The 12,660-nt window shown below is 65.5% G+C and carries 10 protein-coding genes; 2 read left to right on the forward strand and 8 right to left on the reverse strand.

The genetic code is table 11. The features are described 5' to 3' along the window. Positions 1-15 precede the first annotated feature (15 nt). The 6 genes from NG696_RS11595 to NG696_RS11620 form a co-directional block, all read right to left on the reverse strand. Positions 16-1,227, reverse strand: a complete 1,212-nt coding sequence (locus NG696_RS11595; RefSeq protein ID WP_252564358.1) for an MFS transporter — start codon at positions 1,225-1,227, stop codon at positions 16-18. Further along, a complete protein-coding gene (locus NG696_RS11600; protein ID WP_252564356.1) occupies positions 1,224-1,997 on the reverse strand; it encodes a DeoR/GlpR family DNA-binding transcription regulator in 774 nt (257 codons plus the stop codon). Before NG696_RS11600 ends, NG696_RS11595 begins: the two co-directional genes overlap by 4 nt. Before the next feature lie 132 nt (positions 1,998-2,129). Further along, positions 2,130-3,812, reverse strand: a complete 1,683-nt coding sequence (locus NG696_RS11605; protein ID WP_252575455.1) for an ABC-F family ATP-binding cassette domain-containing protein — start codon at positions 3,810-3,812, stop codon at positions 2,130-2,132. 101 nt (positions 3,813-3,913) lie between these two features. Continuing rightward, complete coding sequence (locus NG696_RS11610; protein WP_252575456.1) at positions 3,914-5,902, reverse strand: penicillin-binding transpeptidase domain-containing protein; 1,989 nt, start codon at positions 5,900-5,902, stop codon at positions 3,914-3,916. A 137-nt stretch (positions 5,903-6,039) separates the two neighbouring features. Then, positions 6,040-7,479: a phytoene desaturase family protein gene (locus tag NG696_RS11615; protein ID WP_252575457.1), complete on the reverse strand. Its 1,440-nt coding sequence runs from the start codon at positions 7,477-7,479 to the stop codon at positions 6,040-6,042. Further along, positions 7,472-8,938 carry a glycosyltransferase family 87 protein gene (locus NG696_RS11620; protein WP_252575458.1) on the reverse strand — a complete coding sequence of 489 codons (1,467 nt, stop codon included), beginning with the start codon at positions 8,936-8,938 and terminating at the stop codon, positions 7,472-7,474. The genes NG696_RS11615 and NG696_RS11620 overlap by 8 nt, the downstream gene beginning before the upstream one ends. On the opposite strand from NG696_RS11620, the gene NG696_RS11625 reads away from it, so the two are divergent. After that, positions 8,937-9,137: a hypothetical protein gene (locus NG696_RS11625; RefSeq protein WP_252564346.1), complete on the forward strand. Its 201-nt coding sequence runs from the start codon at positions 8,937-8,939 to the stop codon at positions 9,135-9,137. The two genes, NG696_RS11620 and NG696_RS11625, sit on opposite strands and share 2 nt — an antisense overlap. 640 nt (positions 9,138-9,777) lie before the next feature. Here NG696_RS11625 and NG696_RS11630 read toward each other — a convergent pair. Then, entirely contained in the window at positions 9,778-10,362 is a 585-nt protein-coding gene (locus NG696_RS11630) for a histidine phosphatase family protein (protein WP_252564338.1), read from the reverse strand. Next, positions 10,359-11,867 carry a CCA tRNA nucleotidyltransferase gene (locus NG696_RS11635; protein WP_252564337.1) on the reverse strand — a complete coding sequence of 503 codons (1,509 nt, stop codon included), beginning with the start codon at positions 11,865-11,867 and terminating at the stop codon, positions 10,359-10,361. Before NG696_RS11635 ends, NG696_RS11630 begins: the two co-directional genes overlap by 4 nt. 207 nt (positions 11,868-12,074) lie before the next feature. Here NG696_RS11635 and NG696_RS11640 point away from each other — a divergent pair, with 207 nt between their 5' ends. Then, positions 12,075-12,575, forward strand: a complete 501-nt coding sequence (locus tag NG696_RS11640; RefSeq protein WP_058930646.1) for an NUDIX hydrolase — start codon at positions 12,075-12,077, stop codon at positions 12,573-12,575. The last annotated feature ends 85 nt before the right edge of the window (positions 12,576-12,660 follow it).

Genomic DNA, 12,660 nt, shown 5'->3' on the forward strand with positions numbered 1-12,660 from the left:
ACCGGTGGGTCCTACCTACTTGGAGGACAGGGTCTTGGGGGGCAGGGGCCTCGCGGCGCCGGCAAGGAGCAGTGCCACCAGGATCGGGGCGAGGATCGCGAGGAGCGCCAGGTGGATTCCCGTGAGGTCGCCCAGGTAGCCCAGCAACGGCGGGCCGGCGAGGAAGGAAACATACCCCAGGGTGGATACAACCGAAACCCTCGCGGCCGCATGCTTCGGATCGTCGGCGGCCGCTGACATTCCCATGGGGAAGGCCAACGCGGATCCCACGCCCCACAGCGCAGCACCAACCCCGGCCAGCCAGATGTTCCCCGCGAGCACAAACAGGCACAGACCCGCCGTGGCCGCGGCCATGCTGGCCCGGAGCACTACGACGCGGCCGTAGATGTCGATCACGCGGCCGCCGAAGAGCCGCATGGCCGTCATTGCCAGGACAAACAAGGCGAACATCAGGGCACCGGTGGATTCCGAACTGCCCAGGCCGTCAACAGTGGCCTTGGCGATCCAGTCGTTTCCGGCGCCTTCGGTGAGGGTTGCACCCAGGACCACAACGCCGATCAGCAGGGTGCGGCCGTCACGCCAGGCCGATGGCCCCTTCACAGCCGTCGGTTCACCCTCGACTGGAGCGGCCTGGGCCGCGTGGGGGAGGAAATAGCGGGGCGCCACGAGGGCTACCACCACTACTACACCGGCGATGACCAGCAGGTGCAACGGCAGGCCAATACCGAGTGTTGAGAGGCCCGCACCGATCAGTGCCCCCACAAAGGCCCCGCCGCTGAAGGCCGCATGGAACTGCGGCATGATGGTGCGCCGAAGCTTGTGCTCGACGTCGGCTCCTTCAATATTTTGGGAAACGTCCCACAGCCCGACGCCAATGCCGAAGAAGAACAGCGAAACTGCAGTGCCCGGGATCGATTCCGCCGACAGGGAAAGGGCAATGCCCACCCCGGCCAGGGCTGACAGCAGACCGCCTGCGCGCACGGCATTGGCGGTGCCGATCTTCCCCACCACAAGTCCCGCCGTCGGAAGGGCGAGCAGGGAGCCGACGGCTATGCACAGCAGTAGCGTGCCCATCTGGCCGGAGGTCAGGTGCAGCGTCTCGGTGACGGCGGGGATCCTTGCGGCCCAGCTGGCAAAGACAAAGCCGTTGATCCCGAAGACCACAAAAGTGGCTGCGGCGGCTGCCCTGAGGGACGGTCCGGCCGTCGTGCTGGTGTTGATGCTCATGCTTTGACTACTTCCACCGAGAGCTTGTTGAGGTGTGCGAGTTCGTCCGAACTCAGGTCTTTGTCCGTAACTATCACGTTCACTGCGTCCAAGGGGGCAACCAGGGCCATCGCGGTGGCATTCCATTTGGCAGCGGCGCAGGCAACAATCACCCGCGCCGCCGACTCGAGTCCGGCCCGCTTCACTGCGGCGTCTTCCAAATCATGGGCCAGGAGACCGTCCTTGAGGTTCAGGGCGCAGGGGGTGACCACCGCCGTGTCGAAGCGCAGGGACCGGATGTTGGCTTCCGCGAGCGGGCCGCGGAAGGATAGCTCGCCGGGAATCAGGCTTCCGCCCGGGAGCAGCAGGGCAGGACGTTGGCCGGCATGCGGGTCGTCGTCGGTGACCGTCGTCAGGGCGCGCATGGACATGGGCATCAGCGTCAGTTCGCGCCCGCGGAGGACGCGGGCAATTTCGGTGGCTGTGGTGCCGCTGTCCAGCCACACGTGTTCGCGTTCTCCCAGCAGGCCTGCCACGGCGGCGGCGATCCTGGCCTTCACGGCCTGGTCTTCAAGTTCGCGCTGGCCGTAGCCGGGGTTTTCGCCGCCGGCAATCAGGCTCCTGGCACCGCCATGGACCCTGCGCAGCACACCATGCGATGCAAGCAGCTCAAGGTCCCGCCGGATGGTGGCTCCCGATGCGTCGCACGCCTGGGTCAGCTCTTCCACGGAGACCTCGGCTTTGCGGCGAAGCAGCTCCCCGATCAGGCGGTGCCGCTCTTCAGTCTTCATGCTCATATGATAGCAATTTTTGATCATATGATCGCCACCCGGAACGCTCTCTTACTTTCTGCATAAAAAAGCAGACGCCCTCTCACTCGGTGAGAGAGCGTCTGCCGAAAACCTGCAAGAAGTGAGAGAGCGTCAGCGGGCGCGCTCAACCCGCTTTTCGTCCCACACGGGCTCGAGGGATTCGTAGACGCGGCCGTCGGAGCCGAACACCAGGAACCGGTCGAACGTGCGGGCGAACCAGCGGTCGTGCGTGACTGCCAGGACGGTGCCCTCGAAGTGGTCAATGGCCTTTTCCAGGGCCTCGGCCGAATGCAGGTCCAGGTTGTCCGTGGGCTCATCCAGCAGCAGGAGCGTGGCGCCGGAGAGCTGCAGCAGCAGGATCTGGAACCGCGCCTGCTGGCCGCCGGAGAGGGACTCGTACTTCTGCTCGGACTGCCCGGCCAGGCCGTAGCCGTCCAGTGCGCCGGCAGCAGCCTCACGCCCCAGACCGGACCGGTGCTCGTCGCCCCGGTGCAGGATTTCCAACAGGGTTTTGCCCAGGAGGTCGGGCCGGACGTGGGTCTGGGCGAAGAAGCCGGGCCGGATACGGGCGCCGAGTTTCACGGTCCCCTCGTGCGGCACTTCAGCAATATCGACGTCGGACACGGGGAGGTGCTCCCGTTCCGGGTCCGTCCCGCCCGTGGCGAGCAGGCGCAGGAAGTGGCTCTTGCCGGAGCCGTTGGAGCCGAGCACACCCACGCGGTCCCCGAACCACACCTCGGTGGAAAACGGCTTCATCAGCCGGGTCAGTTCCAGTTTCTCAGCCACGACCGCCCGCTTGGCGGTCCGGCCGCCCTTCAGGCGCATGCGCACGTTTTGTTCGATCGGCAACGCTTCGGGCGGGCCGGCCTCGAGGAACTTGGCCAGGCGCGTCTGGGCGGCCTGGTAGCGGTTGGCCATGTCGGAGCGGAATGCCGCCTTGTTTTTGTACATGTTGACGAGTTCCTTGAGCTTCACGTGCTCCTCGTCCCAGCGCTTGCGGAGCTCCTCGAAGCGGGCGTTCCGGTCCGCGCGGGCGTCGACATAGGAGCCAAAGCCGCCGCCGTGCACCCAGGCGCCTGCGCCGTTGATGCCCGGTTCGAGGGTCACGATGCGTCCGGCGGCATTGTTGAGCAGCTCGCGGTCGTGGCTGATGAAGAAGACAGTCTTTTTGGACTCGTTGAGCTTGTCCTCAAGCCAGCGCTTGCCGGGCACATCGAGGTAGTTGTCCGGTTCGTCCAGGAGCAGGAGTTGGTCAGGTCCCGCGAACAGGGCCTCCAGCACCAGCCGCTTCTGCTCGCCGCCGGAAAGGCTCGACGCCGGGCGGTGCTGTGCGCGGTCAAAGGGCAGTCCCAGGGCGGCCATGCAGACCTCGTCCCAGACAGTCTCCACGTCATAACCGCCGGCATCTCCCCAGTCCACGATGGCCTGCGCGTACCGCATCTGGCTGGGCTCGTCGTCGTGCTCCACCATCGCGAGCTCGGCCTCGTCCACCTCCCTGGCCGCGGCGGCCAGGGCCGGCGGAGCGGCGGAGACCAGCAGATCGCGGACGGTGGAATCGTCCCGGACCTGGCCCACGAACTGGCGCATGATGCCCATGTTTCCGGAGCGCCCGATCACACCTTCGTCCGGTACAAGGTCGCCGGAAATGATCCGGAAAAGGGTGGTCTTGCCCGTGCCGTTGGGGCCGATCAGGGCGGTTTTGGTACCGTCCGGGACCTTGAAAGTCACGCCGTTGAGCAGCTGGGTGCCGTCGGAGAGGAAGTAGTCAATGCCGGAAATGTCTATGTGGGCCACGCCAACAATCTTCCCACGCCCGCCCTACCCGGGTTTTTGTCCGGATAATATGCCTTTGAGGCAGTTCTGCGCGCATTATCTGGACAAGAAACTCGGGGGCGCTAGCCGGCTGCGGTCAGGAACTGCTTGAGCAGCGGCCCGGACGTGGTGGCTCCGAGGCCGCCGTCCTCAACAAACACGGCCACTGCCAGGTCCCCGTGGACGGCCACAATCCAGGCGTGCGTCTTGGGCGGGTTCTCCTTGCCGAACTCCGCCGTGCCGGTCTTGGCGCCTACCGGCGCGCCGGGAACGGTCGTCAGGAAGCCCGCGTGGCCGGACGTGACTACCGCGCGCATCATGTCGGACAGCGCCGCGGCCTCGGCGGCAGTGATGGGCTGGCCGGACGCCTTGGCCGGCGCTTCCGGCGTAACGGTCGACGACGGCGACGCGCCCTCCGCGGTCGTCCCGCCGGACGTGTCTGCCGCGGCAGCCCCCGCGTCGGGGTTCAGGACCAGCTGCGGTGAGACGGGGGATCCGTTGCCCACGGAACCGGCCATGATGGCCGCTGCCAGCGGGGACAGGAGCACCTTGCCCTGGCCGATCATCGAGGCGGCATGTTCGGTGCCCGCAGCCTCGCCCGGAACGGACCCGAGGAATGCCGCGGCGCCCAGCGCGGGGGCCTCCACCGCCACGCCCATGGCGACGGCGGCAGCCTCGAGCTGGGCCTGAGTGACTGTGTCGCGCGCAGCGATGAACGCCGTGTTGCACGAGTGGGCAAAGGCATCGCGGAGTGCCACAGACCCCAGCGACGTTTCCGGGTAACCTTCCGCGTTCTTGAACGTCCGGCCGTCCACGGTAAGGGTGGGTGTGCATTCCACCTTCGAATCGGGCGTCAGGCCGTTGCGGAGCATGGCAAGCGAATCGACGATCTTGAAGGTTGACCCGGGCGCGTACTGGCCGAGCATGGCGGTGTTGTAGCCGTTGCTTCCCGGGCCTGAGGCCGCGGCGAGAACGGCCCCCGTAGAGGGGCGGAGCGCCACGATGGCCGACGCCGGGCCTACACCGGCAAGGGTGCTCTCGGCGAGTGACTGGAGGTTCGGATCAAGGGTGGTTTTCAGTGGCGTGCCCGGGGTGGGGGCCATCTCGAAGACCACCCTGCGGGGATCCGTTCCCGCAGCCTGGATCTGTTCGCGGGTCAGGTCGGCCCGCTGCGCACGGATCACCACGGCGTCGGTGCCGCGGAGTTGCGCGTCGTACTGCTGCTGGAGCCCGCCGATGCCGGTCACGTCTCCGGCGGTCAGGACGCCGTCGGACGCCTCGATCTGCTCGGCCGTGGCCTCGCCGACGGTGCCGAGGACTGCCCTTGCGAACGTGCGGCTGGGTGCCAGCGGCTGGGCTTCCGGGATGGCGCGGGCACCGGGAATGGCCGTGATCTGCGCGTCCGTGACGGTGCGGCCCTCATCACGGAGAGTGATTGCCCGGACGAACGCCTCGGCACCGGAGGCCGCAACCTGTTGGGCGTAGGCGGCGGGATCCACACCCACCAGTTCGGCCAGTTTGGTGGCTGACGCGGCGGCGTCCGCGGATCCCAGAAGCAGTCTGTCGATCCCCACGTTCACCACGGGACGGTACGTGACCAGCTTCGCGTCATCCGCGCCCAGGATGTCGGCGCGCTGCGGCGACTGGGTGCCCTTGCTCAGGATTTCGTTGTCGGCGAGTCCGGGGACCAGGGCTGCCGGGTTCCAGACCGCCAGCCAGTTATCCCCTGACTTCGTGAACTCTGCGGAGACCGTGTATTTCCACTCGCCGGTGCCGATTTTCCAGGTGTAGTTCAGCGGAACGGTTGCAGTGCCGCCGTCCAGGGTGAGCTCGCCGGCCGCCACAGTGGGCTTGCCCGGCTCCAGGGCCTTGAAAACGTCCTGGACCTGTTGCTTGGCCACCCCGGAGTCTTTGCCATCAAAGGCGACCGAGCCGACGTCGAGCGTGGAAAGCGCGGACGCAAACTGTTTAGCCGCGCTTTCGGCACCCCCTCTGCCGTCGTCGCAGGCAACCAAGGAGGCGCCGAGGATGAGTCCAGCTATGGCAAGCGATAGTTTCTTTGAGTTCCCCACGGCGCTATTATGCCCCGATTTGGAACGCGCTTGCTGTCACCCATTCCGCGCGAACGGACAGTTGACGCCCCAATGATTTGCGCGAAAGGACATTTGAGGACCGCTGTCAGGGGATTGAGTGTCCGTTCGTGCCGGGTTCAGAGGCCGAGAGAAGGGACCCCAAGACCAAATATGTCCTTCAGGGCATGTTTCGCGGCGAAGAACCCTGGCATGCCCGTTACGCCGGGGCCGGGCGGCGTGGAGGAGGAACAGAGATACACACCGGCCATGGGCGTCCGCCATGGAACGCGGGAGACCACAGGGCGCTGGATAAGTCCGCGCACGTCCATGATGCCGGCACTGAAGTCCCCGCCCACGTAGTTCCGGTTGTAGCTGGCCAGTTCCGCCGCAGTGGTCACTTGGGTCTGCATCACCACATCCCGGAAACCGGGCGCGAAGCGCTCCAGCTGCGCGGTGACGGCCTCGCCCATGTCGCGGGTTGATCCGGCCGGCACATGGCAGTATGCCCACAGGATCTGCCGTCCGGCCGGCGCCCGGTCCGTGTCGAACCGTGATGGCTGGGCCACCAGGACGTAAGGGCGTTCCGGGTGTTTCCCGGCGGATACTTTGTTCTCGGCACGGGCCAGTTCAGCACGCGTGCCGCCGACGTGCACCGTTCCGGCGTCCCCCAGTTCCTTTGCTGCCCACGGAACGGGTCCGGACAGGATGAAGTCCACTTTGCAGGAACCATTCCCATAGCGGAACGCCTCCAGGGCTTGCCGGTACCTGGCCGGGAGGCTGTCGCCTGCAATGTTCAGCAGGCCCCGTGGGGCCACGTCCAGCAGAGTGGCCCGTGCGCCGCGGAGTTGTTGGAGGCTCTCGATCGTCGCCCCCGTATGGATCACCCCGCCGTGGGCACGGATGTCGGCCTCCAGCGCCGCCGCAATGGAGGCCGATCCGCCCAGCGGAATCGGCCAGCCTTGGGCGTGGGCCAGTGCGGTGAGCATGAGCCCGGCGCCTGCAGAGGCCAGCGAGGGCAGCTGCGAAACCGCATGGGCGGCCACGCCGCTGAGCAGTGCGGGCGCAAGGTCCTCGTGGAATCGCGCGTTCCACAGCCGCGATCCCTGCTCCAGTGTCCGCAGCCCGAAAAGCGCCGCTGCCAGGGGATTCCGGGGGATCCTCAGCAGCTGGTGCTGCGTCAGATCCATCACGCCGTCAATGCGGTCAACTAACGGGCGAAGAAGCCTGCGGTAGGCGTCGCCGTCAGGGCCCAGGCCTTGGACCGTCCGTTCGAGGCTGTGGTAGCCGAGGGCCGCCCGTCCGCCGTCGAGCGGTGATCCGAACGAAAGTTCCGGGACCACCAGGTCTATCCGGCGTGCCAACTCGAAGTCGCGGAAGAAGGGTGATGCCAGCGCCATGGGGTGCACGGCCGAGCAGATGTCATGGAGGTGCCCCGGCTGCATCAGTTCGGCGGTGCGGGTGCCGCCTCCGATGGTGTCCGCCGCCTCGTGGACTTCAACGGAGAGGCCGGCGCGCGCCATCACGGCGGCTGCAGCCAGCCCGTTGGGTCCGGACCCGACGACGGCGACGTCAGGCATGGTGTTTCGCCCGCCAAGGGAACACCGCGTGCGAGGGATGGCGGGGGCTGAACCGCAACCAGTCCGGGAGTCCGTCGAACGGCCCTCCCTGTGGATCATCGAGGTGATGGCGGCGGACGGGATCGTAGTCCGGATCGTAGATGTCCCATACAACCCGGAACATTACATATACCGTTGCAAGCATATGTGCTGCCACGGCCAGGACGTAGTAGGGCATGTCAATATTGTGCTGGGTCGGGCCCTGGCTGGCCACCTGGCCCAGGTACATCCAGACGGCTGCCCAGTGCAGGCCTTCAACGCCCTGCCAAATGAGAAAATCCCGCCACCGCGGCCGGGCCAGCGCCAACAGCGGGATGAGCCACAGGACATGCTGCGGCGAATAGACCTTGCTGGTCAGGACAAAAGCACCCACGATGAGGAACGCCAGCTGGGCCAGCCGCGGCCGGCGTGCTGCTGTCAGCGCCACCGCGGCAATCATGGTGCAGGCCAGCAGGAACACGGCCAGCGCCAGCCAGTTGATGGTTGCGGGATCCAGCACCGGCCAGCGCAGCCGCCGGGCCACCAGGTTGTAGGCGAACCATAGGGACCCGTAGCCGGCCTCCCTCGTCTCGGTGAACCTGAAGAAGTACCCCCAGCCGGACGGGTTGGCCACCGCAACAGGCACGTTAATGGCCAGCCAGGCCGCTGCGCTGGCGCCTGCAGTGACCAGGAAACCGCGGATCCGCCCGGTCCGCAGGGCCAGCAGGAGGACGGCTCCGAGAATGAGGGCGGCATATGGCTTCGTCGCTGTGGCGAGGCCGATCAGGGTGCCGGCGAGGACCAGCCTTTCCCGCGAAAAACAAAGCATTCCTAGCGCCAACAACCCCACGGCCCACATGTCCCAGTTGATGGTTCCGGCCAGCACGATGCCAGGTGCCAGCGCCACCATGGCCGCATCCCAGGGGCGCCGCTGTGACATCCGGGCCGTAGCCAGCACGGTGACAATCCATACGGCTGCAACCAGGGTGGCATTAACGTCGAAGTAGCCAAGAATCCGCGCGTCACTGATGCCCTGGCCCGGGACCATCCAGGCAGTCACCCCGGCAATGAGTCCCATCAGGACGGGGTCTTCAAAGAGAGACCCCGGGCTCAGGACCGGGAACGTGCCGTCCCCCAGGCCGCGGTTGCGGAAGAATTCCGGGAAGTCGGAATAGCACGTGGAATAGAACTGGCCGGGGCTCGACCAGCCGTTGGCCCGGCAGTAGCCCTTGATGGCGAGGCCGGCCAGCGCCGCCACTACGGTCAGGATGATCAGGACACGTTCCACGGTAAAAACGCCGGGGGAGACGAGGCCGGGCGCCGACCGGGCACCCATCGGCCCGCCGATCAGTTCCGTGAAATTCTTCAGCAGCAGGTCGCTGCGGCTCGGAACAACCAGGCGGGCGCGCCGTGGGTGCACCGGTGGCTTCGTCTCCTGCATGTCTGAGAGCTTACCCGGCACGTGCGATACCGGACCCTGGACTTCATTCCTGGCCCTCGCCTCAGTTCATGCCGCCCATCTGCTGGTGCAACAGGACGAAAACATCTTCGCGTCGCCGGTCCAGGAGCTGCCCGTTGAATTCCCGGCGGTCATCGCGGACAGGCCCGTCATCCCGGACAGGCCTCCGCAGGAAGAATAGTACGTTCTTCATTCTTTTGATCATGGTGGTCACCTCCTTTCGGGGTGTAATTGGGCATGACAAATAGAGCCATTTAATGTCGAAGCAATAACGGCATAATTAGGCAGGGAAATGCCCGGCGGTTATGAATTGTTTGCAAATGCGAAGAAGGACCCACTTGCAGCGGCGGTGCAGACCCCAACAAAGAAGCTGAGTTCCGAACTATGGGGATGCCGCGTCGCCGCGCGGACCAGCCGTGAAGCTACGCCGACAGGAGACTTCCAGCAGGCGTCGCCTGAGGCGAGCCGCTAGCGCGGGCCATCCGAGAGGGAAGTGGCCTGGATATACCTCAATGCACGTGACGCCGCCGCGGGGGCGGGATCGGTTGCAGGAAGGTTAGGAGGCAGACACTCCGTTAAGACGGCGCGCATAAGCAGCAGAGGCCGGGTTCGTGGTGATGGTCATCTTCCATCCGCTAGTCAAAGTAATCATTTTTCCCAACCTCCTTTTCCGTTATGCTGCTGCCTCGGCTGACTAGCCGGACAACGCGCGCCGCAACCCCGGCAAAGACGCTCTGGGGTCAGGAATAAAATTACCCTACGAATAGAGCAATGCGCCACTTAATTCGCAAAGTTTTTCAAGAAAGTTTATGAATGCGCCGTTAGAGTCCCCAGCGGACAATGGCCGGGGTCCGCTTATCCCAGCCGAGCGTGCAGACTTTCGCGGTTCCCAGGATGAAATGGCGGCCTTCGGCGGGCGGCAGTTCCAGCCAGCGCGCGGTGAGGATCCGGGAGAAGTGCCCGTGCGCCACGATCAGCACGTTGTCCAACCCGGATTCCAGCACGCGGGCCACAATCTTGTCCGCGCGGGCTGCCACCTCGTCCAGGGATTCGCCGTTGGGCACACCATGGGTCCAGATCAGGTAATCCGGGTTGTCCTTGCGGATCAGGTCCGAGCTGATGCCCTCATAGTCGCCGTAGTTCCATTCCACAGCCAGCGGTTCGTGCTGCGCGTCAGGGTAACCTGCCAGTTCGGCTGTGCGCCGGGCGCGGCGCAGCGGGGACGTCAGGACCAGGTCGAAGTCCACCTGGTCCAGCACCTTGCGCGCCTCCACGGCCTGCTGTTCGCCTTCCACGGTCAGGGGCAGGTCGGTGAGCCCGGTGTATTGCCCGCTCTTGGACCACTCGGTCTCGCCGTGGCGCAGGATCCAGAGCTGGGGGCGCGGCGCGGTCATCGGGTTAATCATTTGGACTCCTCGTTCGGGGAAAGTTCGACGGCGGCGGGAGGTTCTTCTGTTTCCGGAACCGGGGGTGCCGCCTCGGGCTGCTCCGCCCACCAGGCGAGCAGCCTCGTTTCGGCGTCGTCCGGGTGCAGCGGTCCGTGTTCCATCCGTTCCTCGAGCAGGTACTTGTAGGCACGGCCCACCACGGGTCCGGGTTTGAGGTTCAGGAGCGCCATGATTTTGGCGCCGTCCAGATCGGGCCGGACCGCGTCCAGGGACTCCTGCTCCCGCAGTACGGCGATCCGGTCTTCCAGGTCGTCGTAGGCGAAGGCGAGCCGCTCAGCCTTCCGCTGGTTGCGGGTGGTGACGTCTGAGCGGGTCAGCCGGTGCAGCCGTTCCAGGAGCGGGCCGGCGTCCGTGACGTAGCGGCGGACGGCCGAGTCGCTCCAGCCGGCATCGCCGTAGCCGTAGAAACGCATGTGCAGCTCCACCAGCCGGGCCACGGCCTTGATGGTGTCGTTATCGAACCGCAGGGTCTTCATCCGCTTGGCCGTGAGCTTGGACCCCACCATGTCGTGGTGGCGGAAGCTGACCGCGCCGCCCGGTTCGAAACGCCGCGTAGCCGGCTTGCCGACGTCGTGCATCAGCGCTGCGAACCGCAGCACAAAATCGGGGGCCGGCACGGCGCCGTCGGCATCCGTTTCCAGGGCGGCGGCCTGTTCCAGGACCTGGAGGGAGTGCTGGTAAACGTCCTTGTGGCGGTGGTGCTCGTCGGATTCCAGCCGGAGCGCGGACACCTCAGGCAGCACAAACTCGGCGAGGCCGGTGTCCACCAGCAGGTCCACACCGGCCCGGGGGTTCGCACCGCAGATGAGCTTGACCAACTCATCACGGACCCGTTCAGCCGAGATGATCTTGATCCGCTCGGCCATCTGGGTCATGGCCAGCCGCACGTCGTCATGCACGGAAATACCCAGCTGCGATGCGAACCGGGCAGCGCGCATCATGCGGAGGGGATCATCGGAGAAGGAGGCCTCGGGTGAACCTGGCGTCGCCAGGACAGAGGCGCTGAGGTCCCGGACGCCGCCGAACGGATCAATAAGTTCAAGGGAAGGCAGCCGCAGCGCCATGGCGTTGATCGTGAAGTCGCGGCGCAGGAGATCGTCGGTAAGTGACGTGCCGAATGCCACCACGGGTTTGCGCGACTCCGGATCGTAAGCCTCGGCGCGGTAAGTGGTGATCTCGATCTGGAAGCCGGCTTTCCGCATGCCGATCGTCCCGAACGCGCGGCCGATCTCCCAGAAGTTGTCCGCCCATTTCTTTATCAGGGCCACTGTCTGGTCCGGGCTGGCGTCGGTGGTGAAGTCCAGGTCCGGCGAGGTGCGTCCCAGGAAAAGATCCCGTACCGGACCGCCCACCAGGGACAGTTCGTGGCCGGCGTCGACAAAGCGCTGCCCGAGCTCCAGGACCACCGGGTCCACCTGGAAATCGACGGTATTGGAATCAATCTTGTGATGTGCGTGCGCCATAGTTACTTAAGCTTGTCAGAAACCGGCGGCTTGGCAGGCCAAAATCTCCTCAAGATCGCGCCTATTCGCCTACAGCCCCTCAAAGTGCGTCATACGCAGTCCACTTTGATGTCATGTTCAGGTCATCATGATCGGACAAGAGTCGTTAGAGTGGACTCCATGGCCCATCCCGTACCGAGCGCTCCCGGCAGGAGGACAAACGCACCGTTGCCGTCGGCAATTGGTGCCCACGTCGCGCCTGTCTTGCACTCGGCCCCGGCCTCGCTGCCTACGGTGGAGGAAATTTCCGCCGGCGGCGTTGTTGTGGACACGTCCGACGGCGAACTAAGGGTTGCGATCATTGCCCGCCTTAACAGGGGCGGACGGCTGGAGTGGTGCCTGCCCAAGGGCCATCCTGAAGGCAAGGAAGACAACGAGCAGGCAGCAGTCCGCGAGATTGCCGAGGAAACCGGCATCGAGGGCGACATCCTGGCGCCGCTGGGCAGCATCGACTACTGGTTCACTGTCAGCGGGCACCGCGTGCACAAGACCGTGCACCACTATCTGCTGCGCGCCACCGGCGGCGAACTCACTATCGAAAACGATCCGGACCACGAAGCCGTGGACGTCGCCTGGGTTCCCATCAAGGAACTCGCACGAAAGCTTTCGTTCCCCAATGAGCGCCGCATCGCGGATCTGGCCCGGGACGTCCTGCCCGAACACCTCTAAGGCTGCCTCAGCCGGAGCTGCATGTATGCCTGCACCGGCATACAGCCTGTCCGTTGCGGTACAAACAGCGTCCGGGTGAGACGAT

The sequence above is a fragment of the Pseudarthrobacter cellobiosi genome (genome assembly GCF_023913755.1).
Classification (GTDB): Bacteria; Actinomycetota; Actinomycetes; order Actinomycetales; family Micrococcaceae; genus Arthrobacter; species Arthrobacter cellobiosi.

Coding starts and splice junctions, on each gene's coding strand:
- NG696_RS11615 (WP_252575457.1), bottom strand. CDS start 7,479: ATGCCTGACGTCGCCGTCGTCGGGTCCGGACCCAACGGGCTGGCTGCA.
- NG696_RS11635 (WP_252564337.1), bottom strand. CDS start 11,867: ATGGCGCACGCACATCACAAGATTGATTCCAATACCGTCGATTTCCAG.
- NG696_RS11625 (WP_252564346.1), top strand. CDS start 8,937: ATGTCTGAGAGCTTACCCGGCACGTGCGATACCGGACCCTGGACTTCA.
- NG696_RS11630 (WP_252564338.1), bottom strand. CDS start 10,362: ATGATTAACCCGATGACCGCGCCGCGCCCCCAGCTCTGGATCCTGCGC.
- NG696_RS11595 (WP_252564358.1), bottom strand. CDS start 1,227: ATGAGCATCAACACCAGCACGACGGCCGGACCGTCCCTCAGGGCAGCC.
- NG696_RS11600 (WP_252564356.1), bottom strand. CDS start 1,997: ATGAAGACTGAAGAGCGGCACCGCCTGATCGGGGAGCTGCTTCGCCGC.
- NG696_RS11620 (WP_252575458.1), bottom strand. CDS start 8,938: ATGCAGGAGACGAAGCCACCGGTGCACCCACGGCGCGCCCGCCTGGTT.